At 43.2% G+C, this 22,486-nt stretch carries 21 protein-coding genes, 1 pseudogene and 1 other annotated feature; of the genes and pseudogenes, 20 read left to right on the top strand and 2 right to left on the bottom strand.

The annotated features are described in order from the left end of the window. The first annotated feature begins 407 nt into the window (after window positions 1-407). From ACQKPA_RS31640 to ACQKPA_RS31665, 6 genes and pseudogenes are all read left to right on the top strand, one after another. On the top strand, window positions 408-1,667 hold the full coding sequence (locus ACQKPA_RS31640) for an FAD-binding protein (protein WP_427496264.1): 1,260 nt from the start codon (window positions 408-410) through the stop codon (window positions 1,665-1,667). 465 nt (window positions 1,668-2,132) lie between these two features. Further along, window positions 2,133-2,401: a binding site (T-box leader), on the top strand. Between the two features lie 61 nt (window positions 2,402-2,462). Continuing rightward, window positions 2,463-2,720 (top strand): annotated as a pseudogene (locus ACQKPA_RS31645) (thiamine pyrophosphate-binding protein); the annotation flags it as partial. 279 nt (window positions 2,721-2,999) lie between these two features. Next, window positions 3,000-3,197 carry a DNA glycosylase AlkZ-like family protein gene (locus ACQKPA_RS31650; RefSeq protein ID WP_427496313.1) on the top strand — a complete coding sequence of 66 codons (198 nt, stop codon included), beginning with the start codon at window positions 3,000-3,002 and terminating at the stop codon, window positions 3,195-3,197. Between the two features lie 102 nt (window positions 3,198-3,299). Then, window positions 3,300-3,791, top strand: coding sequence for an NUDIX hydrolase (locus tag ACQKPA_RS31655; RefSeq protein ID WP_427496265.1), 492 nt, complete (start codon window positions 3,300-3,302; stop codon window positions 3,789-3,791). Between the two features lie 227 nt (window positions 3,792-4,018). Continuing rightward, window positions 4,019-4,531, top strand: a complete 513-nt coding sequence (locus ACQKPA_RS31660; protein WP_427496266.1) for an HIT family protein — start codon at window positions 4,019-4,021, stop codon at window positions 4,529-4,531. A gap of 276 nt (window positions 4,532-4,807) precedes the next feature. After that, a complete protein-coding gene (locus ACQKPA_RS31665; protein ID WP_427496267.1) occupies window positions 4,808-5,500 on the top strand; it encodes an SDR family NAD(P)-dependent oxidoreductase in 693 nt (230 codons plus the stop codon). Window positions 5,501-5,945: 445 nt separating this feature from the next. Here ACQKPA_RS31665 and ACQKPA_RS31670 read toward each other — a convergent pair whose 3' ends face one another. After that, a complete protein-coding gene (locus ACQKPA_RS31670; RefSeq protein WP_427496268.1) occupies window positions 5,946-7,118 on the bottom strand; it encodes an MFS transporter in 1,173 nt (390 codons plus the stop codon). Between the two features lie 335 nt (window positions 7,119-7,453). Beyond that, window positions 7,454-8,011 carry a nitroreductase family protein gene (locus tag ACQKPA_RS31675; protein WP_427496269.1) on the bottom strand — a complete coding sequence of 186 codons (558 nt, stop codon included), beginning with the start codon at window positions 8,009-8,011 and terminating at the stop codon, window positions 7,454-7,456. Window positions 8,012-8,201: 190 nt separating this feature from the next. Between ACQKPA_RS31675 and ACQKPA_RS31680 the strand changes: the two genes are divergently transcribed. The 14 genes from ACQKPA_RS31680 (at window position 8,202) to ACQKPA_RS31745 (ending at window position 22,461) form a co-directional block, all read left to right on the top strand. Further along, a complete protein-coding gene (locus tag ACQKPA_RS31680) occupies window positions 8,202-8,792 on the top strand; it encodes a TetR/AcrR family transcriptional regulator (RefSeq protein WP_427496270.1) in 591 nt (196 codons plus the stop codon). Between the two features lie 704 nt (window positions 8,793-9,496). Continuing rightward, window positions 9,497-10,069, top strand: a complete 573-nt coding sequence (locus tag ACQKPA_RS31685; protein WP_427496271.1) for a TetR family transcriptional regulator — start codon at window positions 9,497-9,499, stop codon at window positions 10,067-10,069. A 251-nt stretch (window positions 10,070-10,320) separates the two neighbouring features. After that, a complete protein-coding gene (locus ACQKPA_RS31690; RefSeq protein ID WP_427496272.1) occupies window positions 10,321-11,517 on the top strand; it encodes an MFS transporter in 1,197 nt (398 codons plus the stop codon). A 68-nt stretch (window positions 11,518-11,585) separates the two neighbouring features. Next, window positions 11,586-12,539: an aldo/keto reductase gene (locus ACQKPA_RS31695; RefSeq protein ID WP_427496273.1), complete on the top strand. Its 954-nt coding sequence runs from the start codon at window positions 11,586-11,588 to the stop codon at window positions 12,537-12,539. 90 nt (window positions 12,540-12,629) lie between these two features. Then, a complete protein-coding gene (locus ACQKPA_RS31700; protein WP_427496274.1) occupies window positions 12,630-13,706 on the top strand; it encodes an Atu2307/SP_0267 family LLM class monooxygenase in 1,077 nt (358 codons plus the stop codon). Window positions 13,707-13,748: 42 nt separating this feature from the next. Further along, window positions 13,749-15,101: a hypothetical protein gene (locus tag ACQKPA_RS31705; RefSeq protein WP_427496275.1), complete on the top strand. Its 1,353-nt coding sequence runs from the start codon at window positions 13,749-13,751 to the stop codon at window positions 15,099-15,101. Window positions 15,102-15,756: 655 nt separating this feature from the next. After that, the gene (locus tag ACQKPA_RS31710) at window positions 15,757-17,106 is read left to right on the top strand and encodes a leucine-rich repeat protein (protein WP_427496276.1); all 1,350 of its coding nucleotides are present in this window, start codon (window positions 15,757-15,759) and stop codon (window positions 17,104-17,106) included. 178 nt (window positions 17,107-17,284) lie between these two features. Then, entirely contained in the window at window positions 17,285-17,551 is a 267-nt protein-coding gene (locus ACQKPA_RS31715) for a stalk domain-containing protein (RefSeq protein ID WP_427496277.1), read from the top strand. Then, window positions 17,523-17,918: a stalk domain-containing protein gene (locus ACQKPA_RS31720; RefSeq protein WP_427496278.1), complete on the top strand. Its 396-nt coding sequence runs from the start codon at window positions 17,523-17,525 to the stop codon at window positions 17,916-17,918. Before ACQKPA_RS31715 ends, ACQKPA_RS31720 begins: the two co-directional genes overlap by 29 nt. Before the next feature lie 164 nt (window positions 17,919-18,082). Beyond that, window positions 18,083-18,292, top strand: coding sequence for a DUF6366 family protein (locus ACQKPA_RS31725; protein WP_427496279.1), 210 nt, complete (start codon window positions 18,083-18,085; stop codon window positions 18,290-18,292). A 348-nt stretch (window positions 18,293-18,640) separates the two neighbouring features. Further along, window positions 18,641-19,981, top strand: coding sequence for an erythromycin esterase family protein (locus tag ACQKPA_RS31730; protein ID WP_427496280.1), 1,341 nt, complete (start codon window positions 18,641-18,643; stop codon window positions 19,979-19,981). A 232-nt stretch (window positions 19,982-20,213) separates the two neighbouring features. Beyond that, the gene (locus ACQKPA_RS31735) at window positions 20,214-20,789 is read left to right on the top strand and encodes a dihydrofolate reductase family protein (protein ID WP_427496281.1); all 576 of its coding nucleotides are present in this window, start codon (window positions 20,214-20,216) and stop codon (window positions 20,787-20,789) included. Between the two features lie 376 nt (window positions 20,790-21,165). Then, a complete protein-coding gene (locus tag ACQKPA_RS31740; RefSeq protein ID WP_427496314.1) occupies window positions 21,166-22,044 on the top strand; it encodes an aminoglycoside phosphotransferase family protein in 879 nt (292 codons plus the stop codon). Between the two features lie 225 nt (window positions 22,045-22,269). Beyond that, on the top strand, window positions 22,270-22,461 hold the full coding sequence (locus ACQKPA_RS31745; RefSeq protein WP_427496282.1) for an aminopeptidase: 192 nt from the start codon (window positions 22,270-22,272) through the stop codon (window positions 22,459-22,461). Window positions 22,462-22,486 lie beyond the last annotated feature (25 nt).

Here is a 22,486-nt window from a genome sequence, read left to right on the forward strand (position 1 = left end):
CGGAGGGTTTCTTTGCTGTACTGTAAATAACTATACCAGCAAACTCTAAATTATCCAAGCCCGGGTGCTTGACAAACATTAGCTGGTTTTTGTTTTATCGGTACAAGTTCTTCTCCCGAGCCAAAGACAAGAACATGTTCAGGTTTCCAATTAGTTTAGTATCTAACTATTTTTCCATATTTCATTAAGCTAACGGGCAGGAAAGCGGGACGTTATGCCGAATACCTAGTTTTAAGTTGATTCCCTGTAAAGTACTGAAAAAAAATGTAAATGTGCGAAAGCCTGCGTTTGTCAAAGTTTATGAGTACCGATTCAGTTTGACAGAATAAAGGAGTATTTGGACATTCAGGTAAACCAATTTCAATAGATTCAAGACAAAAATTAGCATATTAAATAGGAGAGTTCAAATGGGAGATAAGCTGAACTGGGCCGGGAATTATCGCTACTGTTCGATGGAGCTGCTTGAGCCTAAAAGTCTAGAAGAGGTTAAGGACCTAGTAGTTAGCCGCACAAGCATACGCGTGCTTGGCTCGCGGCACTCTTTTAACGGAATTGCCGACACCGGGGGCAGCCATCTTTCGCTTCGAAAGATGAGTCGGGTAATCGATCTCGACCGTGTACAGAGATCCGTAACCGTCGAGGGTGGCATTCGGTATGGCGATCTGTGCCGCTATTTAAATGATCATGGTTACGCGTTGCATAATTTAGCATCGCTGCCGCACATCAGCGTGGCTGGTGCCGTGGCGACAGCCACGCACGGCTCGGGCGATCTTAATGCAAGCCTGGCGTCTTCTGTACGTGCTATCGAGCTAATGAAATCGGATGGAGAAGTAAAGGTACTCACACGCGGGATAGATCCCGAGTTCGATGGGGCGGTTGTCGGACTGGGCGGACTTGGAGTCGTCACAAAGCTTAAACTGGATTTAGTACCCTCGTTTCAGGTAAGTCAGACCGTATATGATCGTCTTCCTTTTTCTGCACTGGATCATGGCATAGACGAAATTTTATCTTCCGCATACAGTGTCAGCTTGTTTACGAATTGGGCAGAGCCCATATTCAATCAAGTGTGGGTAAAACGAAAGTTGGGAATAAACGGGGAGGAAGAGGCATCTTCCGATTTCTTCGGGGCTTTACCAGCTCTGGAAAAACGGCATATGGTACCTGGCCAATCTGTGGTGAACTGTAGCGAGCAGTTAGGCGCACCTGGACCATGGTATGAACGGTTGCCTCATTTTCGCATGGAATTTACTCCTAGCGCGGGCAACGAACTGCAAAGTGAATATTTCGTTCCAAGGCGGCATGCGGTCGAAGCGTTGCGTGCGCTAGGTAAACTGCGTGATAGAATTGCGCCTCTGCTTTTCATCTCCGAGATACGAACCATTGCCTCGGATACCCACTGGATGAGCCCATGCTACCGACAAGACAGTGTTGGTTTTCATTTTACATGGAAGCCGGATTGGGAGAGCGTGCGCCAGTTACTTCCGCTTGTAGAACGTGAACTCGAACCGTTTGGAGCACGTCCACATTGGGCGAAACTGTTTACGATGGAGTCGGAAATAATACAAGCTCGGTATGCGCGGTTAGCGGATTTCCGTCAATTGCTACTTCGATACGATCCAATAGGGAAGTTTCGGAATACGTTTCTGGATCAATACATTATGCATTGATGTAAACGTTAAGACCTCCGCCACTTGCAATAAGCTACATAGAAAGTCAGTAGCTGAGAAGTGAACTCCGCGAACACGTCTATAAGGCTAAGTGGCCGAGCCAGCCGTATTGCACTTCTAAATTCAAACTATCTGTGATATACTGTTCCTCACAAATAGCAATGATGAGAAGAAAATACAAGGGCTCTTGTGTTCAGAGAGCAAAGGAACTGCTGAAACCTTTGCCATAATCCTTTGTATGATGTCGTCTCGGAGCTTTTGAGAGAAAGTCGGATCCCGCTTGATTTCGATGAGTAGACTCAAACGGAATAGCACACGTTATCGTGCTGAAGGTAAGGTGAAACCTTACTTCATGAGGCCGGAATCGTAAGGTTGCCGGTAAACCTGGGTGGTACCACGGAAGATCCCTTTCGTCCCTTCACGGCTTTTGCTGTGGGAGGGCGAGAGGTTTTTTTATTTGTAAATAAATAAGCGATGAAGAGAAAAAAGTACGAAGACACTTATGCCCAGAGAGCAAAGGAACTGCTGAAACCTTTGCCATAATCCTTTGTATGATGTCGTCTCGGAGCTTTTGAGAGAAAGTCGGATCCCGCTTGATTCGATGAGTAGACTCAAACGGAGTGGCACACGTTATCGTGCTGAAGGTAAGGTGAAACCTTACTTCATGAGACCGGAATCGTAAGGTTGCCGGTAAACCAGGGTGGTACCGCGAAAGAACCTCTTTCGTCCCTTCGGCCGTTGTAAACTGTCGGGGGGCGAAAGGGGTTTATTTATTTTACAAAGGAGGAACATGAAATGGGAGAACAGGGTGAAGTTAATGAAACAATGATAACAGGATCGGAAGCGCTGTTGCGTAGTTTGCTAGCTGAAGGTACCGAATGCGTATTTGGATATCCGGGAGGCAATGTGCTCTACATTTATGATGCGATGGTTGACTTTCCTGACTTTAAGCATATATTAACTCGTCATGAGCAAGGGGCGATTCATGCAGCTGACGGATACGCACGCTCCACAGGGAAAGTCGTATCGTTTATCTCGGACTCGTTGGCCGGAAAAGTTAGGTGAAGCTGGCTGGAAATATGGGGTATCGTTGGATTAATGGCCTAGCTCAATTGTCGAGTTCTTGGAACTCATCGGTCCGCTCAGCGATCCGCGCAATCACGGCGGTGACCCGACCCAAGCGTTTCACCTAGTCATTCCTTCCGTTCCTGGATTTGGTTTTTCAGGGCCAATTCTTGAATCGGGATGGGATATCGCTCGTATTTCAAAAGCATGGGATGTCTTAATGAAGCGTTTGGGATATAAGGAATACGGTGCGCCTCGAATGGCATCATCCGTGCTACCTTTCTAATCGACGGCTTTGTCGCCTGGACCTGGAAGTTGACGAGCCGGAGTAATGGAGCTGAAATACATATAAAACCATTTCGTAAGCTTACTCAACAAGAGCTAGATGCTCTGTCTAAGGAAGGATCAAGAATGCTGAAATTCGCTGTTTCGGATGCAGCTGCCTCTACTATTGTTTTTATCTAACTCGTTAAGTCAAAAAAGGTTCAGGTGTTCATATGTAGAATAAGGACATGGATGGGTTTTCCTGTTGCAAGGTTCTTGTATTATCTTATTGGAGGTCGTAATATGCCATTTCCAACACATATAATAGCCACAGGTGGATTTGTAGAAGATGGGCAAGGAAATATACTTTTAGTAAAAACTCGTGACGGTGGTTGGGTTTACCCTGGTGGACAAGTTGAAGTTGGAGAAAATCTGATACATGGTTTGATTCGTGAAATCAAAGAGGAAAGCGGAATTGATGTTTCTGTTGGCAGTTTAGTTGGTGTCTATTCGAATACAGGGATACAGAAATGGTATGACGGCGTGACTGATGTTCCTACTCAACTTGGATTTGATTTCGTATGTCAGCCTATTGGTGGGGAATTATTATCTTTCTCTGAAGAAACAACCGACAGCCGTTGGGTAGCGAAGGATAGAGTTCTCGATTTGATTACACAGCCAAGTGTTCGCTTTCGCTATCAGGCTTATTTGGAGTTTAACGGAGCCGTAAACTATGCGGACTTCGTAAATAAGCCCGAGTTTACAATCAAACATCAAACATATATTTCGAAGTAGATTGTTTCTCATTGCTGAACAAACGGGTACGATAGTTCAATAAGGAAGTCTACACCAGAAACACGAGCTGCCGTAAAGCAGCTCCTTTTTACATGCTCACCAAATAAGTTGCTTGGTACATATGTCCTGCCTGGTGCTATGCTAACGGGGAGAATAACGCAACGAACAGAAGTTGCTCTGCGTCTAATAGCTGGTTGGAGAAATATTAAAGGAGTTGAAAGTGAAAGATGACAGCATCATTTTCACATAAGCCCGAAGGATACGAATGTCCATTTTGTCGTGTTTGGGGTATCGAGCGACCTAATCAGGGAACAAAACAAAGGGAAATCATCTATCAGAATGAAAAGGTAACGGCATTTATAGCGAGCAAATGGTGGCCAAACAATAAAGGACATGTTCTTGTTGTTCCTAATCAACATTTCGAGAACATCTTTGAACTCCCTGCGGATTACGCTGTTGAAATTCACCGCGCGGCTCAGCTAACAGCATTTGCAATGAAAAGTACATATGGATGTGATGGGATATCTACGCGGCAACATAATGAGCCTGCTGGCAATCAAGACGTGTGGCATTATCATCTCCATGTTTACCCTAGATATGTGAATGATCAACTTTATCTGACAAAGGGTTCTCAGTCCGATCCAGATGAACGCTCTTTCTATGCTGATAAGTTGCGTTCTTGGATAAAGGAAAACATTGAAGTTCTGGGAGGAGCGAATGATAACCCTAGTAGGAGATAAACCTGAGATTAAGTGGGCCTTACTAGTAAAAAAACATGGTTCTCTCATTAAGCTAACGGGACACACGATAGCTCAATAAAATTAAGAAAGCAGCTGATCAAAGTGATCGTCTGTTTTTGTTCAACTAACGGGCAGGTTAGTAGAATAAACAGGTAGCAGGTAAATACGCTCCCTTTTAAAGCTAAGGGCAGGGTTACGTATGGAGGTCTAGCAGCTCTATCGCTATACATGATGGCGCAATAAAAAGTCTCGATGAGCCAATAAGTAAATTATTTGATGAATTATGATAGTAGCATTCTAAATAACACAACAATTAGACATTTAGTTACAAGGACAACGGGTTTGCAATCTCAAGGAGATGGTGTACTGCGTAGGTTTGAAGCAGCCCAAGTTATTGCTAGTGCTTCATATGAATGGCATGTCATAATTGCTGCACGCAGTCAACATAGAGGCAACGAAGCAGCTAATGAGTTGATCCGGATTACTGGAAATGCTAATATCTCAGCGATGGTTTTGGACTTATCGTCAAGCTTATCTATTCACCACTTTGTCGAGCAGTTTTCAAAGGCGGAACTTCCTCCACTTCATGTCATTGTCTGCAATGCCGGAACTCAATTTGTGCAAGGTACACAAATGACTGCCGATGGTATTGAAGCCACTTTTGGCGTGAATCATCTGGGTCACTTCATGCTGGTGCGGTTATTGCTAAATCACCTTCAAGAAAACGGACGTATCGTCGTCGTAAGCATCGATACTCATGATTTGAGCAAGAAAACCGGAATGCCAGCTCCTCGTTACGCAAGTCGCAGTATATTGGCTGACCCTGTTGAATCCGATCGACTGCACAATCCTCTGTACAGAGTGAAACATATTGGGATGGACCTAAAGAGGCAGCATCCTCCGAGGAATCGTACAATAAGGAGCATTCACTTGAGCTTTGGAAGTGGAGTTCTGAAATGCTTAACTTAAAAATACAGGTCTAGTTTAGGGTAAAGGAAGTTATTGAATAAAAGTTGCCCAAACGACCAGGGGGGGGCATATCGGAAAGTTGCATGTGTATAGTTATATTTGGATGTGCTGTTCTATTGAAAACTTTTGCGGAATTTCATCCAAAATTTGCATTTGCACAGTCCGAACACGATTTATCTGATGCAGCACTTCCTCGGTTAACTGTATAAGTGTTGCCCGGTGATCATTTGGTTCAGGGATCCGGGTTATCTTGGGGTATTCCGAACGGAATTACATTTTTTTCCGTGGCCCATTTTCCTAAACAACAAAAACCACACCCCAGTTGTTGCGTCCAACAATTGGGGTGCAGTTCATTTGCGTTCTGCTTTTTTGTTAAGGGTGGATAAGATCCGAAAAATCAACTTAGTGAGCAGAGTTTATCAAATATTTCATGTTTAGCATACCCCTAATTCTGTGACTGCACCGCCGAATGCCGTGATGCCACGCTGGACAATACAAACACGGCAATGATGGCGATGAGTACCCCGAGTACCCCGAACCAGGTAATGGATGCCAAAGAAACACGGTTAACGATCAGCCCGCCGATTCCTGCGCCGACAGCCATGGCAAGCTGCATCATGGAACTGTTCAAGCTCAGCATGACACCCGAGGATTCAGGAACAAGCTTGACCAGGTTAAATTGCTGCGCCGGAGCGGATGACCAGGCTGCAAAAGACCAGAGGATCAAAATGGCGAATACGGCAATGACCGACTGTCCGACTAAGGATAGCAAAATCAACGAAATGACGTGGAGCGCCATACCTGAAATGAGCGTGAATATAATGCCCCGTTTATCCGCGCTGTAGCCGCCGACTTTTGAGCCAATCAAACTGGCAATGCCGAACACGAACAGAGCTGCGCTAATCAATGATTCATTTAGTTGAGTCACCTCTAGCAGAAAAGGGGATATGTAGGTATAGGCGAGGGAATATCCTCCCAACCAGAAAAAAGTAATCGCTAAAGCAACCAAAACCTGAGGTTTTTTTAACAAAGCAAATTGTTTGATCAAAGGGACAGGCTTGTCGCAATGCATACGTGGAATAGCCGCGGCAATGACAAGCATGGCGATGACCCCGACAATCGCGATGGCCAGAAATACCGCTTTCCAGCCAAAAGCAGAGGCCACCATTCTGCCGAGCGGGACGCCGATGATGAGCGATGCGGTAATGCCCATGGTGACGTTGGCGATGGCGCTGGCCTGCTTGCCTGGCGGAGCTATTTTGGCAGCGATGCTGAGCGCGTTAACGGTGACCACCCCGGCGCCTAACGCCGTAATGATTCTCGCGACAATGAAGAGACCGAAGCCGGGCAATATAAATGTCAGCAGATTTGCGGCAATAAAGAGGCCCAGCGAATAAAGGAGGAGCCTACGGCGGTCCATTTTGGCCGTCAGCGCCATCAAAATAGGCGTGCCGACCGCATAGGCCAGGGAATAGACTGTAATGAGCTGTCCTGCTGCCGCAACGCTTGTTCCCAATGTCTCTGCGATCCGGTCCAATATCCCGGAAATGATGTAATTGGATGTTCCAACTAAAAAGCTGACCAAGGCTAGAACGTAAATTTTCCATGTGCTCTTCATAATTCACTCTCCAGATGTGTTTTAAATAACAATGTTTTTAAAAATATCGAAATATAAATATAAATCGAACTATGTGCATATATCAGCACATACTCATATACTGGTTAATTGTAATCACCAAATCAAAGAGCCCTCAGCTTGTTCACTGGCTCCTAGCCGATTCAGCCAATTTATAGCATTGTTCAGCGACTCTATTTACTGTAGGCAGGGTCTCCACCAAACTTAATCTGCACCTTCGCCAAATCAAATCTAGCACCATCCAGATAATATGACTGTACGACGACTTGTTAGAAACCGATGCGTAGGACCTGTAAAAGGCCTTGTCCCGCCGTTATTTATGCGGGTTCTGATATGCGGAAAGCTTCCATGAACTTTTGTTTGTCGTAACCGCCTATCGGTACCGTGTCGTAGTCTTTAGCGCGGGCGACAAGTATGACTTGCATCGATACTAGCCCACCGTCGGTATATACTTTTTGGCGGATTGCCTCGGGCTGCATGCTCGAATACATGCAGGTATAGCTTTCCACGAACGATTTAGCCGTCTCTGCAGGCATGCAACCAGCATCGACCGCCATTCCGTAAATTTCCTCGGCCAATTTATAACACTCCAAATCTCCGAGTACCGCAATGACAGCCGAAGCCTCGACCACTTGCTGTTGATTGAATGCAATCGGAAGCAGCTTCTGATTCAGCTCCGGTGAGTCGATAAAGAGTAACCGCCACGGCAGCAAGTTAGCGGTTGAAGGAGGCAGCGTGGCTTGCCGCAATGTTTTGGTCAATTCCTCCCCCGAAATCTTGATCTTGGGATCATAGCTACGAACCGGCCGGCGTTCTCGAATAACATTAAAAAAAAGTTGGCGTTCTATCATTTGCGACGGTTGTGAAACCGACATGGTTCTCTCCTCCTTTTGGAAAAGCGGCATTCTGCATTTTGTTCCAATACAACATTAGTTGTTTGAACAACACTTGTTGTATTTACATGTTATAATACCAACCGAATGGCACACAATCATCAATAACCATAAACCGTTGTATAGACAACACCATTTCAATAATGTCGTTTTAATAGGGGAGATTTTAACCATGACAATTAAAAAGAATAAAGCTGATCCTCGTGTGATACGTACACGGCGACTCCTTCAAGACGCTTTTGCTTCATTAATTCAAGAAAAAGACTTTGAATCGATAACCGTTAGGGATATTGCAGAGCGGGCTACTGTTAACAGAGCGACTTTTTATGCGCACTTTGTAGATAAATTCGAAATTCTTGAGGCCAGACTAATGGAATCATTTATGACAATCATAAATCGTAGGATAAGCGGTCACGATGTATTAAATGAAGAAACCATTCAGAGTATTTTTCTGGGTGTATGCGATTTTCACAAGAGTCTAAGCACTATGTGCAAAAGAAGGTATACATCGCTTGGAGCTGTATTCGAAATTCAAATAAAGGAAAAAATTCAAACGATAATTCTTTCCTTTATAGACAAAGACAAGATGCTATCGAGTCCAAACGCAAAATTCTTAATTAATACAGCTTCTATCATGTTAGGTTGGGGGATGTATGGGGCGGCTTACGTTTGGAACAATGAGGGGCGTCTAATAAGTGCGGAATCATTCGTTAAACAGACTATGCCCTTAGTGATGAACGGAGCCAAAGAACTGCTGGGATAGGTCCTGTAGCTATTACTTTATCCTGCGGAAGAAACAAGATGCAATGCGGACAATTGCAAATCCTTATTCAAAACATATTCGATTTTCTTTTGCGGGTTCAACAATGTAGTTCGCCGGGAGACAAGAAGTTTGAAGCGATGTTTGAAGATGACAGGAACTTCATCGACTTCTGCTTAAACGGTTAAATGTAATGGACACACAGGACTTTCGTAAGAAAAATTGAAAGCTACGGCACTCGTTATCAGTTGGTCATATTCGGACCGGCTATGCAGTGGTGCCGGAACGCTGAAAGATTACTCAGTGGAAACGATTTTTGAAGAAGTCATTGAGATTATATAGGACAATCCCCCCTTTTTGGGAGCAAACAACCAGCTAAATGAACGGGAACTGGATGGAGCAGTAAAGCAGATCGGTAAGAATGTTACAGGCGGCCGAGGTGACATATCAACGTGAAAGGAACCATCCAGAACGCGGACAATTCATTATTAATTCATTCAAATAAAAAATGACTCGGGAAAAATCTGAGTCAATCTTTTTGTTCACTGTCGAGGACAAGAACAAGTGCAGCCGATTATCAATTGACCATGTATTAATCAATTTTGCCTGCAATTCATTAAGCTAACGGGTACTTGGTTATTTCGGACATGTGTAGGTTGTTCGAAAGATAACTTGATTTTGATCGAACGATCGATTATAATCAGCTCATGAAAAACAAATCCGAAAACAAAATGGAACTTATCTATCAGACAACCATTGCACTTCTCAATGAAATAGGGCTATCCGAAATATCCATGTCCAAAATTGCGAAGAGGGCAAGCATCTCTTCATCATCCATTTACTTTTATTTTGAAAGTAAAGAAGACTTGCTGATTAAACTATATTTTAACCTCAAGGATCAAATGCATCAGATGATGTTTAAAGGTGTAACGGCCGATATGTCAGTCAAGGATGGTTTTCAGAAGATTTTGCGTAATTATTCCAATTATATTGTGAATAATAAGGCTAACTTTCTGTTAATGGAACAGTTTCTTGACTCTCCGTTTATACGCAAAAGCTGTAAAGATCAAAACGGTGGTGTGTTCAAGCCGATGTATGCTCTATTCGAGAGGGGGATCAGAGAAGGACTATTCAAGGATTCGGAGACCAGTCTTTTGGTTACCTACTCCTGTCTGCCATTTGTCCAAATGGGGAAAGAGTATATAAATGGTGAATATGAATTCAGTTCTGCTAATATCGATAAAATGATTCAAATGAGCTGGAATGCTATTAAAGCATAAACAGCCCATTTTTTTTCGAAATATTTTGATCGAACGTTCGATAATTTTTTTTGGGATAGATTGATCGAACGCTCGATATTTTTTTGGGTATAAAATTGATCGATCGTTCGATTGAAAGGGGGTGGACGTCGTATGCTTTCTAACAATGGCCAAGGGCATCCTGATGCGTAGGAAAGCCTGTTGAAGAATTGTTTTTATTCATTTAGATTCAATATCAATTTTATTAGAAAAACGGGGGATCAGAAGCACTTATGAAGGACTACAACATGAAGAGCTACAAATTTATTATTTATTTTCTTGCACTGGGCGCGACCGTGGTCGGTACGGCCGAATCGATTATTACTGGAATTCTTGACATGATTGCCTCAGATACAAATGTATCAATAGGTCTTGCCGGACAATTAGTTACTGTGTATTCCATTGCCTATGCAGTGGGTACGCCGATTCTGATAGCAATCACATCAAAAGTAGATCGAAAAAAGCTGTTACTGGCAGCACTATGTATTTTCGTTATCGGCAATTTCATTGCTGTTCTAAGCCCTAATTATGTTTTGCTTATGATTTCCCGGGCTGTCTTGGGAGTAAGCGCAGGCGTTTTCGCCGTAGTTGCCTTGGGTGTAGCTGCACAAATGGCTCCGCCGGAGAAAAGAGGAAGTGCGATCGGTACTGTCTTAATGGGAACAAGCCTTTCACTCGTCATCGGACTTCCTTTAGGCACTTTGATCGGGGAGTATATGGGATGGCGCTGGATTTTCGCTATACTTGGCGTAATTACCATAATAACGACTGTTCCCATCGCAAAAGCCGTTCCTAAGTTATCCGGTCAAGAAGTGATTCCGCTTTCTAAACAACTGGCCGTACTCAAAGAATTCAAAGTAATAAGTGGCTTGTTAACCTCTTTGTTCTTTATTACAGGTTACTCTGTTGTTTCTACATATCTAGCTCCATTGTTGCGCGAAAATGCCGGTCTTAACTCCAATACAATCAGCCTTGTCTTGCTAGGCATGGGACTAATGGCTGTAATAGGAGCACGAATAGGAGGATATGGAGCCGATAAATGGGGAATTGCTCGTACTCTTATTGCAAGTCTGCTCCTTCATGTGATTGCCCTGTTCTTTCTCCCGATTGCTGCCGTTACTTTTGCAGGCGCCTTGTTCATACTAGCTCTTTGGATGCTTGGAGCCTGGACAACGGCCCCAGCACAGCAGTTTAATCTGGTTACTATGGCCCCTCAGTCAACTGATATTATGCTGAGTTTGAATTCCTCTGCATTCCATATTGGTGTCGCCTTGGGAGCAGTTTTAGGTGGTGTGGTTGTCGAACAACTCTCCCTATCATCGATTGGATGGGTCGGAGGGCTAATCGTATTGCTTGCAACCGTATTTGCAGTGATTTCGATTGCTTTGAAAAATAAACAGAATGTAGCCGAACAACTCAAAAGCGTATAAGAAAAGATATCGAATATGCAAAAGATAGCGTATTGTGATTTCAACATTGAAAATGAGGAGTGATTTTTATGGAGAAAAGAGCGCTTGGATCAAGCGGGTTGGAAGTATCAGCTCTTGGATTAGGCTGTATGACCATGTCCGATTTTTACGGCAGTGACCGGGATGAACAAGAATCCATACGGACGATTCATCGTTCTTTAGAACTTGGTGTGGGCTTCTTGGATACCTCGGATATGTACGGTGTTGGCGAAAATGAAAAACTGGTAGGAAAAGCGATCAAAGATCGACGGCATGAGGTCACTTTGGCTACCAAGTTTGGGGTAGTACGCGACAAAGGACCGATGTGGGGATATAACGGAAGAGCGGAATATGTTAAGGCTGCCTGTGAAGCAAGCTTGCGCAGATTAGGTGTTGAGCACATCGACCTGTATTATCAGCATCGTATTGATCCCTATACTCCAATCGAGGAGTCTGTAGGGGCGATGGCTGATCTGGTGAAGGAAGGCAAGGTTCGTTATATCGGCCTTTCAGAAGCCTCGCCAGATATGATACGCAGAGCACATGAGGTTCATCCCATATCGGCAGTGCAAACGGAGTATTCCTTGTGGTCCCGAGACATTGAAGACGAGGTTCTACCTACCTGCAGAGAGCTTGGCATCGGATTTGTAGCCTATAGTCCGCTTGGACGTGGTTTCTTGACAGGTACTATTCAACGGTACGAGGATTTGGGGAACGATGACATAAGACGGCACTTCCCAAGATTTCAAGGACAAAACTTACAGAAAAACCTTAAATTTGTCGCCCGAATTCAAGAGATAGCTGCTGAAAAGGGGTGCACCGCACCTCAATTGGCGCTGAAATGGATATTGATGCAAGGCAGCGATATCGTACCTATTCCAGGAACAAAAAGAAGAAAGTATTTGGAGGATAATATTGGATCCTTGCAGGTTGAGCTTACGGATTCCGATCTTAAACGTATCAACGAAGTAGCGCCAAAAAACGTTGCCGCAGGACATCGATAATATTTTTGCCTGCAATCAACACTAGTTTCTATTATCAGCTTTTCAACCCATTTAAAGATATTCTCAGCAGGAATTTAAGGGGGATCAACTATGGCCGAATCCACAGACAACTTTGAAATAGGCATCAACACTTTTCTAGAGAACTCACCGGATCCCGTAACGGGCAAGAGGATTAGCCATCCCAGGCGGATTCGGAACGGGGTCGAAGAGATCGTTATTGCCGATCAAGTCGGCCTTGATGTGTTTGGAATAGGAGAGCATCAACGGTTTGATTATGCCTCTGAATCGCCAGCCGTGGTGCTAGCAGCGGCTGCAGCTTTAACCAAGCGAATTCGGCTCACGAGTGCCGTTACCGTTCTTTCCTCGGATGATCCAGTTCGCGTATACCAATCTTTTTCTACACTGGACAGCATCAGTAATGGCCGGGCAGAAATTATGGTAGGCCGAGGATCCTTTATTGATTCGTTCCCGTTGTTTGGATATAGCTTGAACGATTACAGCGAATTGTTTGAAGAACACCTTGAGTTGCTTCTAAAGATTAGAGCTTCGGAAAAAGTCACATGGCGAGGTGGTCATCGCCCCGCGATCCATAATCTAGGCGTCTATCCGCGATCCGTCCAAGACCCGCTTCCGGTATGGGTCGGAACCGGAGGGCGCCCAGAATCCGCCATTCGAGCAGGAGCGCTGGGGCTGCCCGTCGTCTTCGCCATCATTGGCGGAATGCCGGAAAGATTTGCCCCGTTAGTCGAATTGTATAAACAAGCTGCCGCCGGGGCCGGTCACGATGTGAGTAAACTTAGAATTGCGACACACTCACACGGCTTCGTTGGAGAAACAACAGTAAAGGCTGCTGAGTTACATTACCCTTACACGTCGGTTCAAATGAATGAACTCGGCAAAGTATTAGGATGGCCGCCATATAGTCGTGCATCTTACGATGCTGCGCGTAGTATTGATGGAGCCCTTTATGTTGGCGATCCTGAATATGTCGCGGAGAAGATTCTTCTCGTCCGCAAAAATCTAGGGACGAACCGTTTCTTCTTACATCTAAATATCGGCACATTGCCGCATCGCGAAGTCTTGCGCGCCATCGAGTTGTTTGGCACCCGCGTCGCACCGATCGTTCGAAAAGAGATTGCTCGAGAGAGCAAGCAAACAACCATTTGAAATAGCCTTCCCTACGAAGGAGTCATATATAAAGGAGTTTAGATGAGTATGACACTAAAGTCAGCGATTGATGAAAATGATGATACATCCAAGGAGCCTGGTATCGCTTTGAAGTTGGATTATAGTGTTGAACTTTCTCTTCCTCCTGTTAGAGCCGGATTTTCAGTTGATGGTCGTCTTACTGTACGAGTAGGGTCTGATTTTCTGGTAGGCGATACGTTTCTTGCGGATATTCTGGAAACGATTATTGCAAATGGAAGTTTCGTATATATGTATTTGAACGAGGATGTGTTATCTCTTTGCAATTTGTTGCTGAAGTCAGAACTGATATTATTATCTGAACGACTTAAAGAACACTTTGCTGAAACGATCAACCATCCTGTTAACCCTTTCCAGCCTGAAGGGATCCTCAGATTATTGGGTCATGATGCCGCTTCATTAAGCAATGAAGCTAATAAAGATCTTCTGCTTGAAAATTTAAATCATTTATTGGTGAGACGATTTGGTTTAATTTCTGATACAGGCAAGTATAGAGAGTCTTATGGCTTTAACAGGGCTTTAGAGATTGTTAATGAAGGAACTGCACACTCGACGCTGAAAGCCACATTGAATAAGAATGAAGGCTCACTTATGTTCCTTGATTCTCATTTTAAAGCAGTCATTCCTACACACGGGATTTCAGAGGTAGGTACATCCGAGACAGTTACAGCCATTGCCAAAACGATAACGGCATTTGAACGTATCATTCCTCAGCTTGGGATGTACTATGCTTTATCTCAAGCTCAGATCGCTTTGCTTCGTTTAGGATGGGGTTCAGAGGACTTGAAACTAAACGACAGCGTAATAAAAAAGTGGATTAGCGATGTTACCGCAAAGCTGCTACCTACAAGGAGAATGCCCAGCGAAACTACGATTTTATATTTCATGAAGGCGACTTTAGTGGATGGTTCCGAGGTTAATGGGATGTGGCCCAATACATTATCAGCCGATTTATTTTATAACCTCGAAAGCGGTCGTGTAGAAAAATATGTTTCCGAGCATGAACATTACTTGGAACTGATGAATGGAAAAAGATTCACCATTGCTAACACGGCGGATGGTGGTGTATCCGTCAGAGCCGTTTCGGACAATACTGCTAATACGCATCATATCCTTCATTTCTATAATGATATCGAAAGTTTGGATAAAGGTTTACTATTAGCAGGTGTAGACCGTGCAGTTTCTTTACTTGGCAAAATAAGCGATACAGCCAGTCATTTTAAAACAGTGCATTTGAGAGCTCCTCGGGGCAAGGAATTTAGATTTGTTATGAGGGGATCAAATAATTTTGATGTTTATTTAGTGGAGGAGGGCCAAGGTGGGGTTATTACAATAAATGATACATTGAGGAGTTAATTGCCTATGTCAAAGAGAGATTGACAGTAGGGGGAGTTCACCCACTGATCAAACTTCGGTATTGTAGGTTATGATTTCATGAAACTGCCGGCTTTGTATGAGATATCCAACAAAGTACTTTAAAGTGTCCATTTGAATGGCACCCAATTGGGTGCCTTTTGATTTTTTGCTTTAGCCAGTTGAGTGCGTGAAACGCGCTAAACATATAACCACCACCCGCATTGCGGGTGGTGGGATCGAGGGTTTGACCAACAAGACCATCCCGATAAAATTGAGTTGTTCGGGCTCAATGGAAAGGAATGGTCTTAGATGGCAAACAAGAACTATAGTCTAGCTCACAGGAAGTGGATGTGTAAATACCAAATCGATGATTTCGCTTTCATTTGACCGATTAGATGATTATCTAACGTCTGATGCGATTGCAACTTATTAAGCTAACGGGCTGGATAGATGAATAATATTTATTAGGTATGTCCTGATGTTTTAAATTTTATTGTCATAGTTACCACCTTGGGAGTGAAACTATTCTTCCAATTGTTAGTTTGGAATATAACTTCTTTTCCATGTAGTCACATTGGCGATGATTTCTATAACATTCATGTGGTTGACCTACAACTTTTTGGTGATATTGGTCAGCTTACCAGGAGAGGCATATATGGAGCAGGCTTCCCTGGAAGTTAGTTTTCAGGACGAGCAGTTGGAGCAAGCAATAAAAGAAATTTTAAAAAAGGATGAAAATGCGGCAGTTACACAGAAAGATATGCAATCATTAACCTTGGTTGATCTTTCAAATCGAGGAATTAAAAGCATTCAAGGCTTGCAATATGCTTCCAATTTGACATATCTTGACTTGTCCAATAATGAAATTGACGATAATATGCCACTCAAGCCACTGACTAAGATTCGCGAACTTGATATTTCGGGCAATCAGATCGCTTCAATTCAGTATTTGTCCGCCATGACGGATATGGGAATGTTGATAGTAAACCGGAACCAAATTTCGTCGATTGATGTGATCAAGCAGCTTGGGCGTCTGCACACATTCGAAGCGAACGATAATCAAATCTCGAACATTACGGCATTATCGTCGGCCACGGAATTAACATGGTTACAACTGAACGGGAACCAGATAGTGAAAATTCAGCCCTTGAGCAGTTTAACCAAGCTAAAGAATTTGGAACTAGCCAGCAATCTAATTTCGGACCTGAGTCCACTAAAGCCGCTATCCAAAAGTTTAATGAGCCTTGATATCGGAAGCAATCAAATCTCGGATCTCAGTGAGCTTGAAGGGATGACGCTAATGACATCTCTTTCCGCGGAAAACAATCAGATTAAGAAGCTAGATCCACTGAAAAAAATGTCTAACCTGTCATCCTTGAATCTAACCTCTAATTTAGTTTACAATCTTGAGCCTTTGAAGTCCCTAAGGGAACTTCATTATTTATATCTAGCGGATAACCCTGTATGGAATTTGGATCCCATTCGAAATCATACGTTCGATACTCATTATGACACGGGAGCGCTAAGATACGCGTTGCAATTAAGCGGTAACTATTTGGATTTAAGAAGTACGACCAAAACGTATCAACTTCTCAATAAGCTCGGTGGAGATGGATCCGTCTATTCCCAACTGAAAGCCCAGCGATTATTGATCGGGAGTAGAACTGCTTACGTAGGAGAGAGTTCCTTTAAGTTAAACGAAGCCCCGTTTATTGCATCGAGCCGCACTTATGTCCCGATTCGATTTGTATCCGAGCGATTGGGTTCGAAGGTAGGGTGGAACCAAGGCAAACAAGAGGTAACGATCAGCAAAGACAACACGACGATCCGCTGGAAAGAGAATGAGAAGAAAGCAAACGTGAATGGAAGAACCGTTTCATTTGATGCGCCGTTACTGTTGAAGAAGAATGGTTCGTTTATACCCGTACGCTTCGTGTCCGAGCTGTTAGGATCCCCCGTAGAATACATGGCGAATCCCAAAACGGTAATCATATTTGAGCAATAATAGCTTCGTACTGCCTGATCCCTCCGGCATCATTTGCTGGAGGGATTAATTATATTCTGCAACATTATCCATTAAGATTGCGTTTTATCTAACTGAAGGGAGCGTTTGGCAAGGCATTTTCGACGACAAGGATTGAGTTAGGGTCAAGGATATAATGGAACCGTGGGAGGAATCATCTATGAAAAAAACAATAATTGCACTAACTCTTTCTTTAGTGTGTACCTTACTAATCGGTAATCCAGCGATAAGTTTCGCCAATCATTTTTCAAATACGGTTGACAATGGGAAAATCGAAAATGGACGAATGCTGATTCCATTACGTGCTGTTTCAGAGAGATTCAATTCAGAAGTAACTTGGAACCAGGGACAAAAAAAACATTACGATTATTCGTGGCAAACGAGAGCTATTGCTGCGTGTGAATTCTCGCACAGCTTTATTAAATAACGCCGCTTTCAGCCTTGATGTGCCAGCAAAAGTGGATAATGGAACAACTTATGTACCCGCACGTGTTTTTGCTGAAGCCTTTGGCGGAACCGCGCTGTGGTCCGAACAAGAACGAAAAGCAACCATAACGATCGGTCTGCAACAGGTCTTTATCCATACAGAGCCGCAGAAGCCTTGGAGAATGAGTCAAGAGAGAATAAACGTACTTAATAAAAAGATAAATGAAGCCACCGATCTCTCGAGCTATTCGCAAATCCGAACACATTTCAGACCTTATTTCACGGACTCATTTATAAACAAGATTATTTACAGTAATGGCATTAAAAATAACGCTATACTACAAAAAGGCCGATATTACCTACAGTAGTACAACAGCGGCGAGAATGCACCAATCGGCTTACTTTGAAAGCGGTCCTATCAATCTTGAGCTCGTTGATCGTTTTGTATTCTATAAATTTGTTGATAACCAATGGAAGGTAGACGATGTGAACGTGGGAAGACAAATTATTGAGCCATAATACGGGGGAAATAATGAGCAAAGATTATGAAACTCCTGAAAAAACAAGAGAAAGACTAAGACAAGAAGAATTGAAAAATAATCCATTTGGTCATATGAAAGACGGAATTGATAGGGCTCAGTATGGTAGTTTAGTCGATTTAGTAGGTAGTTTAGGTTGGAAAGGCACTTTAGTATTAATCATTGTTATTATTGTTGGTCTTGTAGTTGCCCAATATTTTTAAGTAAGAGAATGTGTCCTCCGACACAACTCAACCGTCCTTGAGTGGGGCGGTCTTTTTTTTTACAGACATATGTACTAAATACGACTTTTTGATGTGATTGGATAAGGCCCGTCCTCATGCTTCATTCCGGCAGTCCTAGCAATGAGCGAACAGCTTGATCTCCCACAGTATGCAGATGATATGTCATATCGGTCAGTAACATTCGGTCACTTCTTTGGGAAGGCGTGTCATATGACATTTTAACACTGTTACACATGACAACGAGTGCAGTAGGATACAGGTGAGAGTTTTGGGAACTAGAATATCTCTTATCAAACCAAATCAAAAAGTATTTAAGGAGAGGATTTTATGAAAAAGAAAATGGTTATCGCAATTGCTGCTTCGATGATCACACTGACTAGTTTTACAGGAGGTACTTATGCAACTTCGAAAGCAGAAGTTTCTGTAGCAGCTCCCTACAACACCAATCAAATAGCCGAACAGATAAAATGGTTAGAAAAGCATGCGAAGCCATTAAAGACAACGGATCCAACAGCATCGCTTTATGATTTAACTCCACTTAAGAATATGGTAGGATCGGCGACAATTGTTGGTTTAGGTGAAGCGACGCATGGAGCTCATGAAGTTTTTACCATGAAACATCGCATTGTTAATTATTTGGTAGTTGGAATGGGCTTTAAGGCCTTAGTGTTAGAAGAGGGATGGGACAGAGCATTGGGACTCGATCGCTACGTTCTTACGGGTAAAGGAGACCCAAGCCAATATCTCTCGCCTGTATTTAACACGAAAGAAATCATAGATCTACTTCAATGGATACGCCAATATAATGCTAATCCAAAGCATAAATCTAAAATACGGATCATCGGGATGGATATGCAAACAGTAAACGAGAATGTTTATAACAATATCATAGAGTATGTAAAGAAACATAATCCAAAACTTGTAACTCGTTTCGAAAAAAAGATGAAAGGCCTTATTCCTGTAACGAAGGATATAGATACCTTTGGCGGCCTCAAGAAAGAAAGAAAAGAGCAATATGTTTCAGATGCGAAACAAATCAGTCCTTTATTAGAACAAAATAAAAGTAAGCTGAATGGAAAATCTCAAGAGTTCGCATGGATCAAACAAAATGCCCGTATTATCGAGCAATTTACGACAATGGCAGCTTCATATCCTGATAACCAGGAAGACTTTTATTTGAAACATGATATTGCCATGTATGAAAATGCGAAGTGGACAGAAGAACATGTAGGAAAAACAATCGTGTGGGGCCATAATGGACACGTTTCGAAAACTAACATGATCCCTTTCGTATACCCTAAAGTAGCTGGGCAGCATTTAGCAGAACATTATGGAAAACGGTATGTATCCATCGGAACATCTGTCTATGAGGGACGTTACAATGTTTATAACAGTAACCAAGAATATGGGCCCTATGGAACATTAAAATTAGATGACCCGAATAGTTATAACTATACGCTTGGACAAGTCAATTACGACCAGTTTTTTGTTGATTTACGTAAGGCAAGCGGAGCGACAAAAACTTGGCTAAACGAGCACCATCCCATTTTCGCTGGAATAACTATGGTAGGTCCAGATATCCCAACAACTGTTGATTTACCATTAGGTAAAACATTTGACATCATCGTTCAAATTCAGAAAGTGAATCCATCTCAACTGAATCAATAAAATCTTAATTAAAGTACAAATGGATGAGTTTTGAAGAAGCAAAAGAAAAAGTCGCTTAGTTGCGGCTTTTTTTTGTTTTAACGATTTATGTCTTGTCGGGTGAGAAAAACATAGTCCTTTGATTAAACTAACGGGCAGGTTAAATTAGCAATCCATAATAAACAACCTGAACTGAAATGTTGTAAAGTGAAGTTAATGGTAAGTATACCACATGAACAAAGGAGAACTGAAAATGAGAAAACTTGTTTTATTTTTGCATTCATCGCTGGACGGATTTGTAGAAGGGCCAAACGGCGAAATGGACATTGGCTGGGTTTCCTACGATGCTGATTTGGAGAAACACGCGAAAGAAATTCTGAGCGCTGCCGACACTGTCATTTGGGGACGTGGGACTTATCAGATGATGCACAGTTACTGGCCATCTGTGCCTTCGAACCCATCAAGTACACAGTATGAACTGGATCATGCCGAGTGGATCGACAAAACAACCAAAATCGTTTTTTCCACAACGTTAGAGAATGTCGAGTGGAACAATTCCAGGCTGGTGAAAAATAACGTAAAAGAAGAAATCATGAACCTCAAACAGCAGCCAGGCAGAGATATGGTCATCCTCGGCAGTCCTAGGTTCGCGCACTACCTTATGGAGCTTGATTTAATTGATGAGTATAAGATCACGGTTTCTCCTGTCCTGATCGGCAGTGGGTTGCCGTTGTTCCAAGGCCTCAACGAGAAGATCAATCTTAAACTTATCGAAAATAAAACGTTTGATTCTGGGGCCATTGGTCTCGTTTACCAGGCGGTTAGATGACCTTGTTTCGTAGATAAGAATGCGCAGATGGGATACGATAGCTAATTACTAGATTATTTGTAACACTAACATTGAAGGTGTTGCATTGAGCTAACGGGAAACGATAGCTCAATAAAAGACAAGAAGGCAGCTGATCATTGTGATCGGCTGCCTTTGTTAATCTAACGGGCAGATTAGCAATGCATTACTGTTTAGAAGTGCTTATTATTTTGTGATTCGATTTCACCATAAATTATTCTATTACATATCGGACGAATGTTGGAATTGGACGAAACAGGATTTTACAACACCTTATGTCGAAGAAGAGAGGAAGTAGACTACGATCTGAAAGGAGTCATTTGGTATGATTGTAATCCCTGATACTTTTATTGAAAGAATGTACGAACTCCACGGTAAGCAAGGCGTAACATGGTCGGAAGCGTTGCCTGGGTTGATTGCCGACTGTGCAAGCCGTTTCGACTTTATCCCAGAAGCTCCATTTTCCGATTTATCCTATAACTTTGTAATCCGAGCAAAGCGCAGCAATGGGAAGCCCGCCGTCCTTAAATCATCTTTCATGAAAGACGAGCTTTCTAGGGAAGTTAGTGTGCTTCGTGCTTATGAGGGCCGGGGAGCGATTCATGTCCTTGATGCAGTCGAGGAGTGGGGTGTGGCCCTGCTGGAATGTGCCGACCCTGGCACACCGTTGTCATCAATTGAGGATGATGCGCATGCGACTGGTCTCTTTTGCGAAGTATTTCGCCGCCTTCACCTTCCTGCAGCAACCGGTAGTCGGTACCCGTCCATGAGGCAGCATTTTGTGGCAATAGAGCGATACCGCGAGCGATTCGACGGTGTGACCATTGCCGCGCCACTGCCTAAGAACTGGGTGGAAAATGCCGAAGAATGTCTGGCGTATCTTATATCGACCACGAGTGAGAATCTCCTACTGCATGGCGATCTGCATCATGAAAACATCCTGCGCCACGGCGAAGAACAATGGGCTGTCATTGATCCCAAAGGCATCATTGGTGACATCCATTTTGATACTATCCAATATCTGCTAAATTATGAGGATCGAGGCGGTGACTGCGAGCAGGTTCTGCGGGGCCGGATTGCTATAATAGCCGATCGTCTCGGCCTGGACCCTCACCGAATCGCAATGTGGGGTGTGGCGCGAGGCGTCCTTGAGGCGTGCTGGACGATTGAAAACGGAGGAACGGATTGGTACAGAGGCATACAAATTACGGAACGCTTTGCCAAGTGCCTGCATTAGAACTATACAAAGTGAGGGCCTAAAGGAGGGCTTATCGGCCGACCTTCGTTAAGCTAACGACGGGGACACGTTAGTTAAACAAAGACAAGAAGGCAGCCGGTCAGATTGATCAGCTGCCTTAATTAAGCCAACGGGCAGGGGTTAATCAACCGCCTTTGTTTTACATTTGTTTATTTATTTTATTTATATGCTGCGGTGAACAAACGTGTATTGGAGGGTTACAAAATGACTGATTATGCAAAAAAATTAAAAGCGTATGCCGAGTTAACGGTGAAAATAGGCCTTAACATCCAACCTGGTCAAACCTTGATCGTCCACGCTCTGGTCGAATCCAAAGATTTCTTCGTCTTGTCGTTAAAGAAGCTTATGATACTGGGGGTACTCTTGATAAATGCCGGTAGTCCGGTGGCAAAATGAGATAGGGATTTAATCAATTTAATTT

Source organism: Paenibacillus sp. NPDC093718 (genome assembly GCF_050279985.1).
In the GTDB taxonomy this organism is placed as follows: Bacteria; Bacillota; Bacilli; order Paenibacillales; family Paenibacillaceae; genus Paenibacillus_AQ.

Bases quoted from the DNA above. Each gene is read 5' to 3' on its own strand.
- ACQKPA_RS31655 (WP_427496265.1), top strand. From the start codon at position 3,300: ATGCCATTTCCAACACATATAATAGCCACAGGTGGATTTGTAGAAGAT.
- ACQKPA_RS31725 (WP_427496279.1), top strand. From the start codon at position 18,083: ATGAGCAAAGATTATGAAACTCCTGAAAAAACAAGAGAAAGACTAAGA.
- ACQKPA_RS31690 (WP_427496272.1), top strand. From the start codon at position 10,321: ATGAAGGACTACAACATGAAGAGCTACAAATTTATTATTTATTTTCTT.
- ACQKPA_RS31740 (WP_427496314.1), top strand. From the start codon at position 21,166: ATGTACGAACTCCACGGTAAGCAAGGCGTAACATGGTCGGAAGCGTTG.
- ACQKPA_RS31680 (WP_427496270.1), top strand. From the start codon at position 8,202: ATGACAATTAAAAAGAATAAAGCTGATCCTCGTGTGATACGTACACGG.
- ACQKPA_RS31710 (WP_427496276.1), top strand. From the start codon at position 15,757: ATGGAGCAGGCTTCCCTGGAAGTTAGTTTTCAGGACGAGCAGTTGGAG.
- ACQKPA_RS31730 (WP_427496280.1), top strand. From the start codon at position 18,641: ATGAAAAAGAAAATGGTTATCGCAATTGCTGCTTCGATGATCACACTG.
- ACQKPA_RS31640 (WP_427496264.1), top strand. From the start codon at position 408: ATGGGAGATAAGCTGAACTGGGCCGGGAATTATCGCTACTGTTCGATG.
- ACQKPA_RS31685 (WP_427496271.1), top strand. From the start codon at position 9,497: ATGAAAAACAAATCCGAAAACAAAATGGAACTTATCTATCAGACAACC.
- ACQKPA_RS31705 (WP_427496275.1), top strand. From the start codon at position 13,749: ATGAGTATGACACTAAAGTCAGCGATTGATGAAAATGATGATACATCC.
- ACQKPA_RS31735 (WP_427496281.1), top strand. From the start codon at position 20,214: ATGAGAAAACTTGTTTTATTTTTGCATTCATCGCTGGACGGATTTGTA.
- ACQKPA_RS31715 (WP_427496277.1), top strand. From the start codon at position 17,285: ATGAAAAAAACAATAATTGCACTAACTCTTTCTTTAGTGTGTACCTTA.
- ACQKPA_RS31670 (WP_427496268.1), bottom strand. From the start codon at position 7,118: ATGAAGAGCACATGGAAAATTTACGTTCTAGCCTTGGTCAGCTTTTTA.
- ACQKPA_RS31660 (WP_427496266.1), top strand. From the start codon at position 4,019: ATGACAGCATCATTTTCACATAAGCCCGAAGGATACGAATGTCCATTT.
- ACQKPA_RS31675 (WP_427496269.1), bottom strand. From the start codon at position 8,011: ATGTCGGTTTCACAACCGTCGCAAATGATAGAACGCCAACTTTTTTTT.
- ACQKPA_RS31745 (WP_427496282.1), top strand. From the start codon at position 22,270: ATGACTGATTATGCAAAAAAATTAAAAGCGTATGCCGAGTTAACGGTG.
- ACQKPA_RS31695 (WP_427496273.1), top strand. From the start codon at position 11,586: ATGGAGAAAAGAGCGCTTGGATCAAGCGGGTTGGAAGTATCAGCTCTT.
- ACQKPA_RS31665 (WP_427496267.1), top strand. From the start codon at position 4,808: ATGAATTATGATAGTAGCATTCTAAATAACACAACAATTAGACATTTA.
- ACQKPA_RS31700 (WP_427496274.1), top strand. From the start codon at position 12,630: ATGGCCGAATCCACAGACAACTTTGAAATAGGCATCAACACTTTTCTA.